This is a genomic window from Thiocapsa bogorovii (assembly GCF_021228795.1).
Taxonomy (GTDB): Bacteria; Pseudomonadota; Gammaproteobacteria; order Chromatiales; family Chromatiaceae; genus Thiocapsa; species Thiocapsa bogorovii.
This window is the reverse complement of sequence record NZ_CP089309.1, coordinates 1678578-1696140: the sequence shown is the minus strand read 5'-3', so window position 1 is coordinate 1696140 and position 17563 is coordinate 1678578. Positions and strand designations below refer to the sequence as shown.

Sequence of the window (17563 nt, the reverse complement as noted above, 5' to 3'; positions counted from 1 at the left end):
CCCGGAGACCCGCCGATGAATCTCTCAGGCATCCTGGTCGTCGTCCCGCCCGCCCGAGTCGAGAACACAACGCTAGCGCTCAATGTGTTGCCCGGCGTCGAGGTCCATCACACGGTGCCTGCGACCGGGCGGATCGTGGTCGTACAAGAGGCCGAGACGGTCGAAGGGGAGGTCGCTGCGCTCTGTCGCATCAAGGCGTTGCCCGGCGTGATGCTGGCCGAGATGGTCTACCACGTCTTCGACGAAACACCGCCGGAATGGGATGCGATCCCCGCGGAGATGGCCGAGTCCTAGACCACATCCTCGCCCGACTCGCGCGGGTGAGCGATCAAGAAATAGAACGAGATCGAGGAGGAATGATGGAGCCCAGCCGCCGTACCTTTCTGAAATCAGGCGTCGCAGCCGCGACGGCCATGGCCGTCGGAATCCCCATCAGCCGCATCGCCGCCGTTGCGGCAGCCGAGACCGAGCAGGATTGGCGATGGGATAAAGGTGTCTGCCGCTTCTGCGGTGTGGGGTGCGGGATCATGATCGCGACCCAAGACGGCAAGATCGTCGCGACCAAGGGCGATCCCGACGCCCCGGTCAATCGCGGTCTGAACTGTGTGAAGGGCTATTTCAACGGCAAGATCCTCTATGGCAAAGATCGCCTCACGCAGCCCTTGATGCGGATGACCGACGGTCGGTTCGACAAGAAGGGCAAGTTCACACCGGTGACCTGGGATCGGGCCTTCGACGAGATGGCGATCCAGTTCAAGAAGGCCTACGAAGAAAAAGGTCCGACCGGGATCGGCGTGATCGGCTCCGGCCAATGGCTGATCCAGGAAGGCTACGCGATGACCAAGCTGATGAAGGCTGGTCTTCGCAGCAACAACATCGATCCCAACGCGCGCAACTGTATGGCCTCGGCGGTCGCTGCATTTATGCAGGTCTTCGGAGTCGACGAGCCGCCCGGCAACTACGACGACATCGAATACACGGATACGGTCGTCGCCTGGGGCGCGAATATGGCCGAGGCCCATCCGGTCCTCTGGCAACGTGTGATCGACCGGCGCCTCGGTCATCCCGAGATGAAGGTCGTCAATATCACGACCTTTCGGAACATGACATCGGAAGGATCGGATCTCGAGATCATCATCAAGCCGAACACCGACACGGCACTGCTGAACTACCTTGCGCGCGAGATCATCCACCGCGATGCGGTCAATAAAGCCTTCGTCGACGCGCACTGTGTCTTTTGTGCCGGCCCCACCGATATCGGTTATGGGATGCGAGCGACGGACAAGTTCGCCTTCGATGCCGAGAAGGATATCCAGGCCCGCGAGATCGAGGTCACCTTGACGCGGGACGAGGCCATCGGGCGCGGTCTGGATCCGGAGCAGGTGCACACGATCAAACAGGATGATGCGGCAACCGCCGGCAAACATTGGCTGGTCGGCTTCGAGGACTTCAAGGCAGGGGTCGAGCCCTACACGTTGGATTTTGTCGCCGAGCTGGCCAAGGGTGACGCCGAGGAGTCCTTGGATGCCTTCAAGGCCAAGCTCGTGAGGCTGGCCGATCTCTATGCCGAGCCGGATCGAAAGATGGTCAGTTTTTGGACCATGGGATTCAATCAGCATGTCCGCGGGACCTGGGTCAACGAGCAGATCTACAGCGTGCATCTGCTCTTGGGGAAGATCGCCGAGCCCGGCAACAGCCCCTTTTCACTGACCGGCCAGCCTTCCGCGTGCGGCACGGCTCGCGAGGTCGGTACCTTCAGTCACCGTTTGCCGGCCGACATGGTCGTGGATATCGCCAAGCATCGCGACATTACCGAGCAGACCTGGAAGCTGCCGCCCAAGACGCTCAATCCGAAACCCGGGAGCCACATCACCAAGATCATGCGGGACCTGGAAGACGGCTCCATCTCGTGGGTTTGGGTGCAGGTCAATAATCCTTTCCAGCATGTCGCCAATGCCAACCATTGGCTGAAGGCGGCACGCGAGCAAGACAACTTCATTGTCGTCTCCGATGCCTATCCGAGCATCTCGGCCAAGGTGGCCGATCTGATCCTGCCCGTGGCTATGATTTTCGAGAAATGGGGTGGCTACGGGAACGCCGAGCGACGCACGCAGGTCTGGCGCGAGCAGGTGCCCCCACCCGGTGAGGCGCGCAGCGACCTGTGGCAGATCTTGGAGTTTTCCAAACGCATCACCTTGGCGGAGGTCTGGAAGGAACAATCGATTCCCGGTCTCAAGGACGAAGGATTCGACGAGGGGAGGCTCCCGGAGGTGATGGCGGCGGCACAGGAGATGGGCTATCGACCCGAGATGACCTTATACGAAGCGCTCTTCGAGACACCGGAGAACAAGGCGTTTGCTTGGCCCGATCCGGTCGCCAAAGGACACGACAATCACACGGTCAAGCATCTCGGCGTGGATTGGTTTGTGGAAAAGGCGTTGTTCGAAGAGTATGCCGCCTTCGGGCGCGGTCATCATCACGACCTCGCGCCTTTCGATGTCTATTATCAAGACGATGTGCGCGGCCTGCGATGGCCCGTCGTCGACGGCAAAGAGACGCCGTGGCGCTTTAACGCCAAATACGATCCCTATGTGAAGACCGGCGAGATCGAGTTTTACGGCGGTGCCATGAAGGAGCTGGTGAGCGGAGATCTAAAAGGTCCTACGACCCAAGAGAAGACCAAATTCCCCGGCAAGGCGAAGATCTTCTTCAGACCCTACGCCGCACCGGTGGAGTCGCCCGACGGGAACTACGACCTCTGGCTCTGCACCGGGCGTCTGCTCGAGCACTGGCATACCGGCACCATGACGCGCCGCGTTCCCGAGCTGCATCGGGCCATGCCGGCGGCGGTCCTGGACATGAACGAGAAGGACGCCGAGGAGCGCGGGCTCAAGCGTCAGGATGCGGTCTGGATCGAATCCCGACGCGGCAAGATCAAGGCGGTGATCGAGACTGCCGGTCGCAATCGTCCGCCGCGAGGCTATAGCTTCATGGCCTTTTTCGACGAATCGGTATTCGTCAATAAGCTCTGCATCGACGCGACCTGTCCGATCTCCAAGGAGGAGGATTTCAAGAAGACCGCGATCAAGATCTACAAGGTGTAGTGCGGCCTCCTCGGCTCCTTCGACAGTACTCGGATGTGGCGCACGCATCCGAGCGAGCCGAATGCCTTCATCACATCCGGCGAATCACCGATCATGACAACGCGGCGCAGTTTCATACAGAAGAGCATCCAGGGCGCAGCCGTCGCCACGAGTGGCGGTATGCTCTGGTCGTATCTCGTCATTCAGAACGCCCGCGCCGAACCATCGGCCCTGCGCCCGCCCGGTGCGCTGCCGGATGCGGACTTCAATGCCCTCTGCATCAAATGCGGACGTTGCGTCGTCGCCTGTCCCTACGACACCTTAAAACTGGCCGCCTTAGGCGACCGCGCTCCGCTGGGAACACCCTGTTTCGAGCCCCGACAGATCCCCTGCTACCTGTGCCACGACATTCCCTGCAAGGCCGCCTGCCCGACCGGTGCGCTGTCACCGACGCTCGACGAGGTCATGGACTCGCGGATGGGTCTTGCCTTCATCGACACCGAGAATTGTCTCTCCTGGCAGGGTCTGCGTTGCGAGATCTGCTATCGGGTGTGCCCGCTTCGGGACAAAGCCATCCACGTCGAAACCCGACGGCGTGAATTGAGCAAGCACGCAATGCTTCTGCCCATGGTCCTCAGCGCGGGCTGCACGGGCTGCGGAATTTGCGAGAATGCCTGTCCGACCCAGATCGCGGCCATCAAGGTGCTTCCCGCCGAGTTGATTCAAGGCAAGATCGGCGACCACTTCAGGATGGGATGGAAGCAGGCAGACGGCGCGATGTCCGGTCCCGATGCAGGCGAAACCCGGAAGGGACGACTGGATTCCGCACCGGAGCAGGGTCAGGTGCCCGGGCTGGATTATCTGAATCAGGCGGAGTTTTAGATGACGAGCAATCGGCAGCCGACGCCGGCCTTGCTCGCCTCTGCGGCCATCGTGCCCCGCGGTGCAGAGCGCCACGGGGCATGCGCGACACCGCAGAGCGGGTGTTACGAGCCACTGAAGCGTCGGCGCAGGGCTCGGTGGACTTCGCTCGCGCTCGTGCACCCTACAGGCTTGCTTGTCCCTGCAGACCGGTCTTTCGAACAATTCGGTAAGACGCGTTACCCTATTCGCCGAGGCGCGCTCACTCGTGACACTGCTCCGGCGGTGTCACGCATCGCCTGGCGCTCCGCGCCACGCCTCGATTCGGAAACCCGATGAATAGGGCAACGTCAACTCGCCTCTGGGGCTGGCGCCACTTGATTCTGCGGCGAGTCGTTCAGATCGGCGTCTTGCTGATGTTCTTCGGCACGTTGCATTGGGGCTGGTCTTTCTTCGGTTTCCCCGTGTTGAGCGGCAACCTCAGTGCATCGGAGGTTCTCGGTCAGGTGACGCTCGCCGATCCCTTCGCGACGCTCCAGATCCTGCTGACCGGGCACCTCCCTGAACTCGAGGAGCTTCTGGGCGCGGCGCTGGTCTTAGGCGTTTTCATGATCCTGGGCGGCCGGGTGTGGTGCTCCTGGGTTTGTCCGGTGAATCCAGTCACCGACTTTGCGGGATTTCTGCACCGCAAGACCTGGCGCAGGAACCTCTTCGGGATTCCTCGCCACCTGAGATACACGGTGCTGGCGCTCGCCCTGCTGCTGTCGATCTTAATCGAGCTTCCGTCATTCGAATGGGTCAGCCCGATCGGGGCCATGCATCGCGAGATCATCTTCGGTCTGGGTTTGGGTTGGACCGCATTGGTCGGTCTCTTCTTATTCGACTGGCTGGTCGTCAAGCACGGTTGGTGCGGTCACCTCTGTCCACTCGGCGCCTTTTATTCCGTGGTCGGGCGCCATACCGCCCAGGTCAGGGTCAAATTCGATCAAGCCAGCTGCAGCGGTTGCGGGAAATGCCAAGCGATCTGCCCGGAACCTCAGGTCTTGAACCTCAAACGGCTCGCGCAGGATGGTCAGGTCGTCTCGGGGGAATGTACGAATTGCGCGCGTTGTATCCCGATCTGCCCGGAGAAGAGCTTGGCATTCGGTTGGCGCTTACATCAACCAGGTCCCGGCTCCGCTCCGGCGCGGCATCCGCTCATCACGAAGGAGGATCACCCATGACCATGCTTCCCCGTTCCCTCGCGCTCGTCGTCGGGGTCGTTCTGGCCGGCAGCCTTACCTTTGCACAAGACCTGTCCTGGATCGACGAAGATCTTGGCGGGACCGTCTTCGATTCTCCCGACCCGGTGAGCTTCGACTACCTCTCGATCGATCCCGAGGATGCCGACTCGACCTTGCCGACGGCGTTCGAGGATGCGCCGCCCTTGATCCCGCACAGCATCGAGGAGTCCGGCCTCATTACGCTGAAGAGCAATAAATGCCTGAAATGTCATCACGACCAGGATCTCTGGGATCAGGACAAGGACGCGGCCGAGCCTTCTCCGATGCCCGAGAGCCATTACGTGAGCCTGCGCAGCGATCCGAGCACGATCGAGAAGAAGATCATCGGAACCCGCTACTTCTGTACCCAGTGCCACGTCCCGCAGACCGAGGCGAACCTGCTCGTCGGAAATGATTTCGACGTGCCTTGACCGGCTACGAGCGTGCTTCGCCGATGGGGCACATCCCGATCCGACGCGCTAAACTGGCGGGACATTGATCCGCGTCCGCCGCTGCCGCGCGCGCGGACGACAGCTGCACATTGTCCATCGTGTTGGAGAGAAACGGGAGATCGGTCGATGAATCAAATGGATCGGGCGGCAATACTACGCAGCTCGGAGCTCGGCACCGAGCTGGACGAGACGGAAGCGTCGGTCCTTGCAGGGTGCATGGGTCTCGTCAGGCTGACCAACGGCGAGTTGCTGGTCTCCGAGGACGAGCAGCGGCGCACCCTGTTTCTGCTGGCGGAGGGCCGTCTATGCGTCTGCAAGACGGTCGGCGGGGTCGAGGAGTCTCTGTATCGGATGCGTCCGGGCGAGTGCGCCGGAACCCGTGCCTTCGTCGACGGCTCCGCACGCAAGGCAGCCTTGCGCTCGGAGGACGACAGCAGCGTTTTGACCCTGGAACCCGACGATTTCGAGGCCCTTGTCGAGACCCATCCGCGGCTGGTCTACAAGGTCATGCGTGCGATCTTCCGTATCACCCACACGAACCTGATGCGGGTCAATCTCGAGCGCACCGAGCTGGCGAATTACATGCTGAAGACCGGCGGGCGCTATTGAATCGGCGACAGGGAATTCGGCGAGGGATGATCGGCCGAGGGGCGGCGAAAAGGGCTGCCGCACGAGGGTCTTCCCGGCGTTGCTCCGTTCGGGTTCGGAGACCGCGTCGGCCAGCATCCGCCGGGGTGCGGTGTTGCGCGTCGACGTCACCTGTGTTTTTGCATCATTCAGGTCCTTATCGTCGACGATGATCCGGTTATCCGAGACTTGGTCTCCCACGAGGTCCGCCAGGAGGTTTGGGATGTCCTCCAAGCCGGCAGCGACGCGGAGCTGACGGTGCTGTTGCGGCACCTCACACCCGACATCGTCCTGCTCGACATCCGCCTGCCCGCGGATGCAAATACGGGTAGCACGTGGCCGATCTCATGCGCGATGACGACGGCCAGCTGATCCGGCGTGTCGGCGACACGCAGCATGGTGGTATGCACGCCGAATCCCCGATGCCTCAGCCGTAATCTTCCGTCAGGTACTTCAAGTAGTTCCCCAGGTGATGCTGCCAGAAGAAGTCCTTCGGGTCGTCGGGATTTGAACCGGGTGTCGCGAAGGCGGGAACCATGGTGCCGGCCTTGGCGAAGTTGAGTGACGGGAGAATGGCGTTAATGAGTTGCTCGAGAACGGAGTCGAGGCAGGCCGAGCCGAGAATCCGATCTGCTCCAGCGGCGCCGGACAGGGCCGGGCTGAGTTGCGACGCGGTCACGCCGTAGATCTGGTTCGGGAGTTGCCGACGCAAATCCGCGAAAAGCGTCTGCAGCCTCGCCCGAGCCTCCTCGCGGGCGGCTTCTTCGGCAACGTCGGCCTGCTGCACCTGCGGCGGCGACTGGACAGTCGAAACCTCGGCGCAGCCGCTCGGGAATGCGGCCAGTGGATTGGGCCGATTGATGGCATTGAGTCCTTCCAGCGTGAACGGGACCTGCGGCACCCAGTCCTGCGTGCTGACCACGGAGTACGCGAGTCCCTGGACGCCGGCCGTCCGGTCGAGGTCGTAGGCGTAGTGGTCGTTGCCCGGCTTGGCGGGAGCGAAGACGTATGTCTTGTAGTGTTTGGAGGAAAACAGCTCGGAGTGACGCACGAAGCTGGTGAGCAGAAGTGCGACCGAAGCCCCCTGACTGTGGCCGGTGATGTAGATCCGGGCATCCTCGGGAAGCCCGAGCAGGGTCAACCACAAGGGGGCATCGGTCGTGAACAGGATCGACATCAGACCCAGCGCAAAGCCGGCATGAACTCCGGCCTCCACGGGACTATCGGCTTCATCGCGCGCGAGGTCGAGATCCAGGGTCAGCGGGATACCGCAGTGCGCGAGCGAGACCGAGAGGCGGGCGCGCACCAGTGGGAGCAAGAGATCTTCGAGTACGCTGGGCGCGGTCGCGACAGTGCCTCGGACCGCGATGCAATATTGGTCGTCCTCGTCCTGGTTGCGCCAGACTTGCCAGTAGTTGTCGAGCAACGTCGTGCCACTGGGCGTCAGGTCGGTGTCGAGCCGCCAGTTGACCGGGGGTGCCGGCACGGGAGGGGCACCCTTGCTCGGTGCAATGCCGGTGTAGGTCTGCTGTGCGATCTCGAGCAGGGTTCGCATCTCGTCGAAATCGAAGCCGGGCTGAAAGTTCGATGGCATGCCGAGTCACCTCGAGGTCTGGACAGTTCGTTCCGTCTACCGGAGTCTAGCGGGCTTTTCGCGGAAGACGACAACGCCCGAGCTTGCTCCATTCCATCCTAATCGCGATCTGATGGACACGACGCTCGACGGCCATAGAGGCAGGCTTTTCCCAGGGGACCTATCCGCGAGGCATGGAGAGCGGGGCGAACCGGGGCCAAAACAGCAGGTAGGGACCATTGGCGGCGGAGGCGCGGGACCAGTTTCACAATGGCTGCCAACCGGGCAGCGGTTGGTCGATCCGGTCCAAAGGCCAGAGCACGACACCGGGATAAGAGCGCACCCAGGTGGTCATGCGGGTCCGGTCATAAAAGTCGAGGTGCAGGGCGTCGCTGCCTGGGAGGTCGGCGACGGCGGCGCGCATGGCATCGCGTCTCTCCGTCAGCCTCGAGTCGGCGGTGGAACCCTTAGAGCTGACGATCACATAGACCCCACCCTCAGCCGCCAGTGCACGAATACTCGGGCGCAGACGCCGAGTCTTGGTGCCGTCGGGTTGCGTCACCCCCCGGCGCATCTCTTTGGCGATCTCGCTTGCCGGCATTTCGTCAGCCTTGGCCTGAAAGCCGGTCGCCGCTCGGGGGGATGAAGCCGTCGATCTGCGTGTCGGCAGGCAATTCGACGCGCACGTCGATACCGCCATCGGCAGCGATCTGGTTGCCGCCGTAAAGGAAGGCACTGGTAGCAAGCCCCCGGCGCTGCAGGTCGGCCTCGCACAGCCGAGCGATCAGCAGGTGCAGTCCTTCGTCGTCGAGGGCTGCAATCTGGTCCGGGGACACGTCGAAGAGCGGATGCTGAGGCATGAGCGAGTCGAACTTCGGCGGGCGCTCAATCGAAGCCGAGTTCGAAGTCCGCCTTGAACGGGTTTTCCAGGCGCAGGGCTCCAACCCTGCGACCGTCTTGCATGTCTTCGGTGAGGAAGCGTGTTACGCCGGCAACCCTGGCGGCCTCCACGAGCATGGCATCCCAGAAGCCGAACCCATGCGCGTTCTTCAGGCCGATGGCGTCGCGAAGCGTGCGCCCGTCGGCCGCGGCCACCGGATAAAGCTCCATCCAGTCGTACACCAAAGCGGCGGCTTCGTCCGCGGACATCTTCGCCTTGCGTGTCACGGCATGGAAGAACTCGCCGAGCGCCTGGAGCATCAGGACGCAATCGGCGTCTGCAAGCGCGTCCATGAGCGCACGCGCCTGTTCATGCCGAGGGCCGGCATCTTTGTCGATGCTGTAGATGAGGATGTTGGTATCGACGCTGAAGCGCTGCCGGGTCATTGGCCGCGCTCATGGAGGCTGTCGCGGTCGCTGCGTATGCCGCCGAGGGCGTAGCCCCGGCTCATGCGCTCCCGCAACCGCTCGCGCGCCGCGCGCTGGGCGTCGGTCAGAAGCGGCCTCGCCTCGGTGATCGGCAGCACTCGGGCGATGGGTTTGCCGCGTCGCGTGATGACGAGCTCGGCACCCTGCTCAACCCGTGCAAGGTAACGGGATAGGTGCTGGTTGGCTTCGCGGATGGAGACGATCTCTTGCATGACGTGGCAACTGTGGGATGTTCTACATACATCGCACTTTATGCCGTTCCAGCCACGGCAACAAGCGTCAAGGTCTACTGCATTTCTCGCCCCTCGCGGGAAGACGGGACGACAGGCCCCCACTCGAACCGACACCTTATAGAAAATGACTCTTTATCGCGGATCAACGGTCGTTCGGAAACAGGCCCCTAGACTCGCTTCTGGCCGGTCCAGAGTCGCTCACAGGGTTGACTGCGACAGTCCGCTACGCGTCCAAACCGGGCCGCTCCGGGCCCTTTCGTCAGCGACAGGTCTGGGTCGTGACTTCTCACTCGTCGAAACGCGGCCGACTTTCCGCTAACAGGATCTACCTGCCCGGCAGCAGTCTGTCGCGAGCGGCGGCTTGCCGACGCTCTTGAGGCATCTGCCTTGCGCGCGCCCTGTCATGCGGATCGGTTTGGGGTATTGTTCTGAAACAACAGAATTATCCCGCTCTCCCTGATGGCCGAACACGATCCTTCCTACAAGCTCCTGTTTTCGCATCGCGATCTGGTCGCGGACTTGATCCGAGGCTTCGTGCACGAGGATTGGGTCGAGCAATTGGACTTCACGACCCTACAGCGCGTCAGCGAGATCGGCATCAGCCACGACCTACGGGAGCGCGAGGACGACATGATTTGGCGGCTGCGCTGGGGCGAGCGCTGGGTCTACGTCTACTTGCTGCTGGAGTTTCAGTCGAGCGTCGATCGCCTCATGGCGGTGCGGCTGTTGACTTATGTCGGACTGCTCTATCAGGACCTCGCCGCCGCTGGCGAGATCCCCTCTGGAAGCCCGCTGCCTCCCGTGCTGCCGATCGTCCTTTACAATGGCGAGAAACCCTGGTGGGCCAAGACCAGTCTCGACGACTTGATCGAGCCGGATCTACCCGAGCAGCTGCGCCGATGGCAGCCGCAGATCCGCTATCTGCTGCTGGACGAGCAGCGGCTTGCGGATACCGATCTGGCGGGACAGCGCAATGTCGCCGCGGCCTTGTTCCGGCTCGAGAACAGTCGCCGGCCCGAGGATATCGAGCGGGTTCTGGCGAGTCTGATTGATTGGCTTGCCGCACCCGAGCAGGACAGTCTGCGTCGCGCCTTCGTCGTCTGGCTCAAGCGCGTGCTGCTGCCGGCGCGAGTGCCGGGCGCCGAGCTACCGAACGTCAACAATCTTCAGGAGATGCGCGCCATGTTGGCCGAACGGGTGAAGACCTGGACCGAGGAGTGGAAACAACAGGGACTGGAGCAAGGGATTCAGCAAGGGATTCAGCAAGGTATCAAGGAAGGATTGTCCCGGGGAGAGGCAAGGCTGCTGCGCCGGCAGTTGGTGCGGCGCTTCGGACCCCTGCCGGCCTGGGCCGAGGCACGCCTCGAGCAGGCGGGCGAGGCGGAACTCGAGGTTTGGGCCGATCGCGTCCTGGACGGCACGACCCTGGAAGAGGTCCTCAAGGAGCCGATCTAGGGGATCGATTGCCGGGGGCAGGGTCTCACGCCGAATTCCCGAGCGGCGCTCAGCCGTGACTGAGCGCCCATGCTTCCCTCAGCACTCGATGTGCTCGGCAATGTCGAGAGCGTCGTCAACCTCCACTCCCAAGTAGCGCACGGTGCTTTCGATCTCGCGATGCCCCAAGAGCAGCTGGACGGCGCGCAAGTTCTTGGTCTGACGGTAGATCAACGTCGCCTTGGTCCGACGCAGCGAGTGCGTCCCGTACTCCTGCGGATCAGCGCCCATGAGTCCGATCCATCGCTTGACGATGCGCGCGTACTGACGGGCGGACAAGTGCGGTGAGCCGCTTTGCCGACTGGGGGAGAGATAATCCCCATCGGAGAGGGCGGCCTCTTTGATCCAGGCCTGTACGGCCTCGCGCGTCTGGTCGGTCAGTTCGAATCGCACAGGCTCGCGGTCTCGGCCGTCTGAGGCGCTGACTCGCGTAGTATCGAACGGCTGGACTTCTTCACGCAGCGGACGTTGGACCAAGATCGTTGCGGGCAATTCCGGACACCTTGTCAACACCGATTCGGTCCTGCCGTTCGATAACGTACGCTCAACGGCAGCCCCGTCGTGACTTGCCGATCTTCTCGAACGTCGCCAGCGCGTTGTCTTTGGGGTTGTCCAGGCAGTGATCGATGAACTGATCGGTCATCGCTGCCAAGACCTCGATCTCATCCTGCGTGGTGTTCATCTTACCGAGCCGGTAGCCGTGTACCAATGCCAGTGCGTACTCCCGCTGGTTGTCGGACAGGCGCATGACGTCCTTGCACGCGAACTCCTTGAGGCCTTTCTGGGTTGACGGCTCCTCGGCAGCAAAGACCAAGCCCCCGGCGAACAGCGCCGACGTGATCGCGGCGGCCGCGAACGCGTGCCGGACGCGCTATCTCGCTTCGAGACGATCCTCGATCGCCAGCACAATCGCCCCCAAGCGCTCTTCGCGCTCGACGCGACGATGGGCCTCGGACGCCTGCTCCATGGGCTCCACGCGATCGACGATCGGGCCGATCTTGCCCTGCTCGATCAGTTCGCGCAGCGCGTCCAACCCGGCCCGGGTCTCCGGGGCGAAGGCGACGACGACGCGCCGGCGCGTGAAACGGTTGGTGATCCATGCTCGCAACATATCGGACAGGCGGGGATTGGCGATCAGGTAACGTCCGCCGGGCCGCAACGCGCGGATACAGCGACCATAGGGCGCGCCGGCGACCATGCTCAGGATGATGTCGTAGGTCTGACCGCCGGCGGTGAAGTCCGTTTGTCGATAGTCGACGAAGGTATCGGCGCCCAGGCGACGCAGAAACCCCTCCTTGCGGCCATGATCGACCGCCGTGACGCGCGCGCCCGATGACTTGGCGAGCTGCACCGCATGGGCGCCAATACTGCCGCCCGCACCATTGACCAGCACCTCGTCCCCCGGCTGAATGTTCGCGCGGCCGAGAAAATGCAGTGCGTTCAACCCGCCCAGCGGCACCGCGGCGGCCTCCGCAAACTCCATCGTCGCCGGCATCGGAGCAACCGGACCACGGGCCGGCAGGGCCACATAGGCTGCATAAGTGCCCAGGCGTAGCCCGGTCCCACCGTAGACCCGCTCACCAATCGAGAACCCTGTAACGGCCTTGCCGACCGCGGCGACCTCACCGGCGAAGTATCCGCCCAACACGCGCTGGCGCGGACGGCGCACCCCCAGCGCCAAGCGCAGCGGCAACCAGAACCAGTTCACGGCGAAGCGAAAGCGGCGCAATTCGCAATCGGCCTTGGTGGCCTCGGCCGCGCGTACCCGCACCAGCACCTCGTCGTTGCCACACGCAGGCTTGGGCACATCCTCGACCCGCAGCACCTCCGGCGGGCCGTATTCGCTGTAGGTAATCGCCTTCATCACCTGATGCGTGCTGATCAAGATCGCTCTCCCGGTGATTCGATCGACGAGGGCCAACAGACACAGCACGGCCGAGGTTGGGTTACCCGCCGCACAAGGCCGCCCGTGCCTGGCCAGTGGCGAGATCGATGTCCAGCAGCAACTCGCAGTGCTCCGTGATGGTGTCGACCGGTGACGGATCATCGGCGCAGCTGCAGCCGGCGATGATGCCGGCGTAGAAGATACCGAGATGCACCAGGATACGGCCCTTTTGCTCGCGGCTGCTCAGCAGGTGGACTGCTAGTGCGTCATCGGCCACCGCGCTGGTCTGTCGCAGGCCCGCTTGCAGCAGCGGCTGGAGTGCCGGGTGCTCGGGGCCGAGCGTTTGGATCTCGTCGATCAGCGTTGCGCGAAACATGGGACGGTTCCAGGTTGCGGCCGATCGTGTCAAGGTCAGGCGCGTGTCTGTCATTCACCGCCCTCCATCTCCCGTCGTCGCATCGGCATCGCATCGATGCGCTCGAACAGCCGTGGCAGGTCTAAGCGCTGATCGCCGGTCTTGAGACCCCCGTCTTTGCCGATCAGGAAGACAGCGGCATCGGACCGGCTGAAGTACTGCCGTTTCAGCTCCGCCGCAAGCGCACCGTCGAGCGGCCCTGGATAGTTGCTCTGGAGTCGGCCCTGCTGGTTGACGAACCAGAGGATGTCGCGCTCATCGATCGCCTCCTGTGCTCTGCGCAGGCGCTCGACGGCATCCGGGATTTGCTGCCCATCGACCAGGATGATGCGCTGCTGCCAGCGCAGCGGTGCAAGCCCGGTGAGTGGCGCCTGTGATGCCGTGACCGCAGTCGAACAGAAGAGCCCCAAGCTCAGGGCGAGGCGCAGACCGAGACTGAGCAACCGATTCTTCGAACGGTCGCTGAGCGGGTGCGAACCCCGCTGGTTCCAGCAATGACTCATCAATGCAGCCCCCTCGGGATGCGGTCGTTTCCGCGTGGGTCGGCGCGATGTCCAGCCATAGCCATCACGCGACTTTGCAGAGCGGACCTTGATCAAGGTCGTCGGCGTGATGTGCTCTCCTTCATCACCCGTCGGACCATCTTGCCGAATGTGCGGTCTCTTGTCCGGCGCTCGGCGAGACTCGCGGAGTTGAAGCTGTCCTCCGCCAGGAGCTTGCGCCGGCAGGCTCGTCGCGCAGGGTCGAGTCGGCCATGCTCGAGCGCATCCCGGACAGCGCAGCCGGGCTCGCGCTCGTGCCGGCAATTGCCAAACCGGCATTGAGCCGACAGGGTCTGAATGTCCTCGAAGGTATCGGCGATGCTGGACACGGCATCTGTCAACTGCAGTTCCCGCATACCCGGTGTGTCGAGGACGAGGCCGCCGCCGGCGATGAGATGGAGCTCGCGACGTGTCGTCGTATGGCGCCCTCTCGCGTCGTCTTCGCGGATGGCCTGGGTCGCGATGGCATCGGTGCCAGCCAGGGCGTTGGTCAGGGTGGATTTCCCGACACCCGACGACCCAAGGAATGCGACCGTCCGGCCTGGCTTACACCAGGGCGACAGCACCTGCGCTGGTTCGTCCCCACGGGCGTCGAGGGCAACAACCGGCACCCGCTCCGAGATGATGCGGGCAGCGTCGACCCGGATTTGCAGATTCGTCACGAGGTCAGCCTTGGTCAGCACGATGACGGTGCGATCTCCGCCTCGAAGGCCAGGGCGACATAGCGCTCCAGCCGGGCCAGGTTGAAATCCTGATTACAGGAGGTGACAACGAAGGCCGTGTCGATATTCGCCGCGATCAGTTGCAGCTGCCGGTTGGTGCACGGCGCGCGGCGGGAGGTGCTCGTCGATGTCGACGCCGACGATCTGTAGGCCGCTGCGGTGCACCGCGACGACGCGCACCGGGGGCGTTTCGGAGAGCGCCTCGAGGCTGGCCTGTTGTGCGAAGAACGGGTCCCAGCCAAGCGCTTCGAGCGTCGCCGGATTGCCGCTGGCAGCCCCCGCAGTTGCGCTGCAGTGAAGGCGTTTGGAGTCATCAGAATCCATCACTGTGGCGCTTACCAGAACACGGGATCATCCAGCGCCTCGACGCAGCGGGACGGGCCTTGCAGCGGCGTTATCTCATGACCGTTCAACGGCTGTGCCAGCCAGCCTTCGGGTTGGCTTAGCTTGAAGGGCGCTTGCGCGTCCGCCTCGCTGATCGGCATGAAGCCGACCTTGGCATAGTCGTTCGGATCGCCATAGGTGATGGCGATGTCGACACCAGCACTGCGAAGCCCAGCCAGGGCATGGGTCAGCAGCTTCTGCCCGATGCCGTTTCCTTGCTGATCGGTGGCCACGGCGACGGGGGCGAGAACGAACAAGCTCCGATCATCCTGCGCGTAGCTCAGCCGAGAGCAGAGGACGCCACCGATGATCGCGCCGTCCTGCTCGGCAGTGAAGACGAAGAGATCCTTCTCCGCCGTGCCGCCCAGCAGGTTCCGCACGAGATTTCCGATCAGCGCGCCTTCTCTACGACCCTCGGACGCGGTGAAGGTCGCGGTGAAAAGGTCGATGATGTCCTCTTCTCGGCCGTCGGCGCCTATCGAAAACTCCATGGTGTCTTCTCTGTTGAAAAGGATCGCGAACGCTGGCCCGATCGCTTGACCGACGCAGAGCAAGCAGCTTCAGCGGCGCTCCAACACGAACAGCTCGCCGCTCAGGCGGTCAGCACCAGACGATGTCGGAGCACGCCGGTATACCGCCCTTCCGCAGCATCGACCGCCAGGCCTCGAGCGCGGTGTCGACGCTGATGATGTACCCGCTGCGCTCAGCCCAGACCACGTTATCCGGCTGGTCCGGGACCGGCAGACGCGCCCTGTCCAGACCGCGCGCATCGATGCGATCGGCGAAACCTGCCGCGGACGCGCGAACGCGGCATTTTCCGTGTCGATCGCCGTGATTCGCGCACCGGTTTGCGCGGCCAGCACCATGGTCGTCCCACCGTTCCCACAGCCGAGCTCGGGGATCTTCTCCGGCTGAGGGGGATCTTCTCCGGCTGAAATGGCGGGGCCTTCATCTCCAGCGCCTGCGTGGTCGTCTGCATCGACCCGGGACACCGCTTGTCCAGCCCGGAACCCGAAGTCTTCGTCGACAGATTACGACCGCTCCGTCGCGCAAAGCGGGCCGAAGTTGCATTGGTTAGGAGTGGCCGCTATGGCCGATGGCTTGTCTGGCAGTTGTCGGCCAATTCCGGTCACTGGCTCATTCCGCCTCAGCGTCCGGTCAACGCGCAGTGCGGTCGCTGGCCGTGGAGGAGGAAATCCGACCGAGAGTCCAGAAAGCGGACGCTGCCCGACTGGCTTCACTTCTGGTGCCTTCGCCCTCCAACCCTGGGACCTCTGCGGGTCGGCGATAGGCTGTTCCCGACCCGAAGGAGACATCGGCTCTGCGAACAGCAACGGCGGCAAGGGCACTCATAGCGGACGTAGCGCCGTCGGGTTTGCCGGAGGGCGGCCCGCCTGGAACGATGCTCCCGAGCCGATGCCGGACTGGGACGTCATCGGCCAGCTTGAGGCCGAGTTGAATTCGGGCGGCGCACCGTGCGGTATCCGCTTTCTCCCGCGAGAGAGGGTGTCGTCGCTCCTTGATTTTCTCGTGTCTGTTCTCTGCGCCGCTAAATCTCGTCCCATCGCTCGCCAGACTCATATTCGAGGCCGCCCTCAAGGACCCTGGACTCGCAGCGGCACTTGGTCTTCCTATCCGTGTTTCAAACGTTTCGGGAGCCCCTACTCAGTCGACATCAATCCTTTTGGCAGATGTTCTTTTTCTGTTTGTAAATCCAACCGTCCGGGCAGCGGCAGCCCCTGGCTTGACATATAGGTATAGGAGCTTCCTCTACAGGTGTAGGAGTTTCCTCTACAGGTGTAGGAGTTTCCTCGCACTGCGCATCATCTCGGCAGGTCGCCGGCATATACCGCGCTTCGATATCCGGACTGTAGCAGCACCAATCGATGGCGCCGCCGCGGTCTTTCGCCGCCAGCATGACGCTTAGCCCGTCAAGTTGCGGGATGGTTTCGTTGAACGTGACTCGGATATTGCCGCCTTCTTCGATCTGGATTGAGTCCACGTACTGGCTTTGGACATCCCCTGCTTCGGGCAATCCGGCCTCGGCGTTGTTTGCGGGAAGTTCGCCGCCGGAATAGGCAGATACCACCGCGACCTTCGCGGCCGAGGCAAACCCCAACCCTTCGCTGACTTTGCTGCGGACGGTATAGTGCTGATAGGCCGGCAGCGCGATGGCGGCCAGGATGCCGATCACGGCGACGACAATCATGATCTCGATCAGGGTGAAGCCCCGGATCCGTGCCTCTTCGCGCCAGTGCCCTTGAATGATTCCGCGCATGTCTCGTGCCTCCGTCTGAATTTTGATCGGCGAAGGAGTCCGGATCTCGGGCTTCAGAATGCCGCTAGGTCTCCGGATATCTAAGCAATAAATCGACCAAGGCTACGGTATTATGCCCGCGTGGCGCGGGATCGGCGAGGCGTTGCAGGCGAGGCTCTAAAGGAGGCGCTGGTCGTCTTCGGCGGGCGGGCCGAATATGACGAAACAGGACGTTGATTGGCCGAGAATGTCGAAATACGGTCGGTCAGCTCGGTGTCGATGAGTCTCCGCTAAAGACTTTCTCGGCTGCAGACACCCGGATGTGCGGCGAGGCAAGGCGCCCAGATGTGGTCGCGAAGGTCAAAAGCGCGATGGTTCCCCAAGAGGCGACGATCAGGATGAGGA

The 17563-nt window shown here is 62.9% G+C and carries 21 protein-coding genes and 1 pseudogene; 8 read left to right on the top strand and 14 right to left on the bottom strand.

Going from position 1 to position 17563, the window contains the following annotated elements:
* Nucleotides 1-15 precede the first annotated feature (15 nt).
* From LT988_RS07710 to LT988_RS25395, 7 genes are all read left to right on the top strand, one after another.
* Nucleotides 16-294: a chaperone NapD gene (locus tag LT988_RS07710; protein ID WP_232409602.1), complete on the top strand. Its 279-nt coding sequence runs from the start codon at nt 16-18 to the stop codon at nt 292-294.
* 62 nt (nt 295-356) lie between these two features.
* On the top strand, nt 357-3104 hold the full coding sequence (gene napA / locus LT988_RS07705; RefSeq protein ID WP_232409601.1) for a nitrate reductase catalytic subunit NapA: 2748 nt from the start codon (nt 357-359) through the stop codon (nt 3102-3104).
* Between the two features lie 33 nt (nt 3105-3137).
* Nucleotides 3138-3965, top strand: a complete 828-nt coding sequence (gene napG, locus LT988_RS07700; protein ID WP_232409600.1) for a ferredoxin-type protein NapG — start codon at nt 3138-3140, stop codon at nt 3963-3965.
* A gap of 314 nt (nt 3966-4279) precedes the next feature.
* On the top strand, nt 4280-5167 hold the full coding sequence (napH, locus tag LT988_RS07695) for a quinol dehydrogenase ferredoxin subunit NapH (RefSeq protein WP_232409599.1): 888 nt from the start codon (nt 4280-4282) through the stop codon (nt 5165-5167).
* The gene (locus LT988_RS07690; protein WP_232409598.1) at nt 5164-5637 is read left to right on the top strand and encodes a nitrate reductase cytochrome c-type subunit; all 474 of its coding nucleotides are present in this window, start codon (nt 5164-5166) and stop codon (nt 5635-5637) included. The genes napH and LT988_RS07690 overlap by 4 nt, the downstream gene beginning before the upstream one ends.
* 147 nt (nt 5638-5784) lie before the next feature.
* Nucleotides 5785-6267, top strand: a complete 483-nt coding sequence (locus LT988_RS07685) for a Crp/Fnr family transcriptional regulator (protein ID WP_232409597.1) — start codon at nt 5785-5787, stop codon at nt 6265-6267.
* Nucleotides 6268-6321: 54 nt separating this feature from the next.
* The gene (locus tag LT988_RS25395) at nt 6322-6657 is read left to right on the top strand and encodes a response regulator (protein WP_332460579.1); all 336 of its coding nucleotides are present in this window, start codon (nt 6322-6324) and stop codon (nt 6655-6657) included.
* Nucleotides 6658-6712: 55 nt separating this feature from the next.
* Here LT988_RS25395 and LT988_RS07675 read toward each other — a convergent pair whose 3' ends face one another.
* The 5 genes from LT988_RS07675 to LT988_RS07655 form a co-directional block, all read right to left on the bottom strand.
* Nucleotides 6713-7879, bottom strand: a complete 1167-nt coding sequence (locus LT988_RS07675; RefSeq protein WP_232409595.1) for a lipase family protein — start codon at nt 7877-7879, stop codon at nt 6713-6715.
* Nucleotides 7880-8123: 244 nt separating this feature from the next.
* Entirely contained in the window at nt 8124-8459 is a 336-nt protein-coding gene (locus LT988_RS07670) for a hypothetical protein (protein ID WP_232409594.1), read from the bottom strand.
* Nucleotides 8460-8463: 4 nt separating this feature from the next.
* Nucleotides 8464-8718, bottom strand: coding sequence for a hypothetical protein (locus LT988_RS07665; protein ID WP_232409593.1), 255 nt, complete (start codon nt 8716-8718; stop codon nt 8464-8466).
* Nucleotides 8719-8743: 25 nt separating this feature from the next.
* Entirely contained in the window at nt 8744-9184 is a 441-nt protein-coding gene (locus LT988_RS07660; protein WP_232409592.1) for a PIN domain-containing protein, read from the bottom strand.
* The gene (locus LT988_RS07655; protein WP_232409591.1) at nt 9181-9438 is read right to left on the bottom strand and encodes a type II toxin-antitoxin system Phd/YefM family antitoxin; all 258 of its coding nucleotides are present in this window, start codon (nt 9436-9438) and stop codon (nt 9181-9183) included. Before LT988_RS07655 ends, LT988_RS07660 begins: the two co-directional genes overlap by 4 nt.
* 480 nt (nt 9439-9918) lie before the next feature.
* On the opposite strand from LT988_RS07655, the gene LT988_RS07650 reads away from it, so the two are divergent.
* Nucleotides 9919-10914 carry an Rpn family recombination-promoting nuclease/putative transposase gene (locus LT988_RS07650; RefSeq protein ID WP_232409590.1) on the top strand — a complete coding sequence of 332 codons (996 nt, stop codon included), beginning with the start codon at nt 9919-9921 and terminating at the stop codon, nt 10912-10914.
* A 78-nt stretch (nt 10915-10992) separates the two neighbouring features.
* Here LT988_RS07650 and LT988_RS07645 read toward each other — a convergent pair whose 3' ends face one another.
* The 9 genes and pseudogenes from LT988_RS07645 to LT988_RS07605 form a co-directional block, all read right to left on the bottom strand.
* Entirely contained in the window at nt 10993-11346 is a 354-nt protein-coding gene (locus LT988_RS07645; protein ID WP_232409589.1) for a tyrosine-type recombinase/integrase, read from the bottom strand.
* 151 nt (nt 11347-11497) lie between these two features.
* The gene (locus tag LT988_RS07640; RefSeq protein ID WP_332460578.1) at nt 11498-11782 is read right to left on the bottom strand and encodes an HdeA/HdeB family chaperone; all 285 of its coding nucleotides are present in this window, start codon (nt 11780-11782) and stop codon (nt 11498-11500) included.
* A gap of 42 nt (nt 11783-11824) precedes the next feature.
* Nucleotides 11825-12838, bottom strand: coding sequence for an NAD(P)-dependent alcohol dehydrogenase (locus LT988_RS07635; RefSeq protein ID WP_232409587.1), 1014 nt, complete (start codon nt 12836-12838; stop codon nt 11825-11827).
* A 61-nt stretch (nt 12839-12899) separates the two neighbouring features.
* The gene (locus tag LT988_RS07630) at nt 12900-13268 is read right to left on the bottom strand and encodes a hypothetical protein (protein WP_232409586.1); all 369 of its coding nucleotides are present in this window, start codon (nt 13266-13268) and stop codon (nt 12900-12902) included.
* Nucleotides 13265-13756 carry a DUF4174 domain-containing protein gene (locus tag LT988_RS07625; protein WP_232409585.1) on the bottom strand — a complete coding sequence of 164 codons (492 nt, stop codon included), beginning with the start codon at nt 13754-13756 and terminating at the stop codon, nt 13265-13267. The genes LT988_RS07630 and LT988_RS07625 overlap by 4 nt, the downstream gene beginning before the upstream one ends.
* A 92-nt stretch (nt 13757-13848) precedes the next feature.
* Nucleotides 13849-14582, bottom strand: a pseudogene (gene rsgA, locus LT988_RS25525) (ribosome small subunit-dependent GTPase A).
* Nucleotides 14551-14841: a hypothetical protein gene (locus LT988_RS07615; protein ID WP_232409583.1), complete on the bottom strand. Its 291-nt coding sequence runs from the start codon at nt 14839-14841 to the stop codon at nt 14551-14553. The pseudogene rsgA and the gene LT988_RS07615 overlap by 32 nt, the downstream one beginning before the upstream one ends.
* Before the next feature lie 11 nt (nt 14842-14852).
* On the bottom strand, nt 14853-15392 hold the full coding sequence (locus LT988_RS07610; RefSeq protein WP_232409582.1) for a GNAT family N-acetyltransferase: 540 nt from the start codon (nt 15390-15392) through the stop codon (nt 14853-14855).
* 1184 nt (nt 15393-16576) lie between these two features.
* Nucleotides 16577-17179: a pilin gene (locus LT988_RS07605; RefSeq protein WP_232409581.1), complete on the bottom strand. Its 603-nt coding sequence runs from the start codon at nt 17177-17179 to the stop codon at nt 16577-16579.
* Nucleotides 17180-17563 lie beyond the last annotated feature (384 nt).

Bases quoted from the DNA above. Each gene is read 5' to 3' on its own strand.
- LT988_RS07610 (WP_232409582.1), bottom strand. From the start codon at position 15,392: ATGGAGTTTTCGATAGGCGCCGACGGCCGAGAAGAGGACATCATCGAC.
- LT988_RS07685 (WP_232409597.1), top strand. From the start codon at position 5,785: ATGAATCAAATGGATCGGGCGGCAATACTACGCAGCTCGGAGCTCGGC.
- napH (WP_232409599.1), top strand. From the start codon at position 4,280: ATGAATAGGGCAACGTCAACTCGCCTCTGGGGCTGGCGCCACTTGATT.
- LT988_RS07625 (WP_232409585.1), bottom strand. From the start codon at position 13,756: ATGAGTCATTGCTGGAACCAGCGGGGTTCGCACCCGCTCAGCGACCGT.
- LT988_RS07655 (WP_232409591.1), bottom strand. From the start codon at position 9,438: ATGCAAGAGATCGTCTCCATCCGCGAAGCCAACCAGCACCTATCCCGT.
- LT988_RS07710 (WP_232409602.1), top strand. From the start codon at position 16: ATGAATCTCTCAGGCATCCTGGTCGTCGTCCCGCCCGCCCGAGTCGAG.
- LT988_RS07675 (WP_232409595.1), bottom strand. From the start codon at position 7,879: ATGCCATCGAACTTTCAGCCCGGCTTCGATTTCGACGAGATGCGAACC.
- LT988_RS07660 (WP_232409592.1), bottom strand. From the start codon at position 9,184: ATGACCCGGCAGCGCTTCAGCGTCGATACCAACATCCTCATCTACAGC.
- LT988_RS07630 (WP_232409586.1), bottom strand. From the start codon at position 13,268: ATGACAGACACGCGCCTGACCTTGACACGATCGGCCGCAACCTGGAAC.
- LT988_RS07650 (WP_232409590.1), top strand. From the start codon at position 9,919: ATGGCCGAACACGATCCTTCCTACAAGCTCCTGTTTTCGCATCGCGAT.
- LT988_RS07670 (WP_232409594.1), bottom strand. From the start codon at position 8,459: ATGCCGGCAAGCGAGATCGCCAAAGAGATGCGCCGGGGGGTGACGCAA.
- LT988_RS07605 (WP_232409581.1), bottom strand. From the start codon at position 17,179: ATGCGCGGAATCATTCAAGGGCACTGGCGCGAAGAGGCACGGATCCGG.
- napA (WP_232409601.1), top strand. From the start codon at position 357: ATGATGGAGCCCAGCCGCCGTACCTTTCTGAAATCAGGCGTCGCAGCC.
- LT988_RS07690 (WP_232409598.1), top strand. From the start codon at position 5,164: ATGACCATGCTTCCCCGTTCCCTCGCGCTCGTCGTCGGGGTCGTTCTG.
- LT988_RS07665 (WP_232409593.1), bottom strand. From the start codon at position 8,718: ATGCCTCAGCATCCGCTCTTCGACGTGTCCCCGGACCAGATTGCAGCC.
- LT988_RS07615 (WP_232409583.1), bottom strand. From the start codon at position 14,841: ATGGATTCTGATGACTCCAAACGCCTTCACTGCAGCGCAACTGCGGGG.
- napG (WP_232409600.1), top strand. From the start codon at position 3,138: ATGTGGCGCACGCATCCGAGCGAGCCGAATGCCTTCATCACATCCGGC.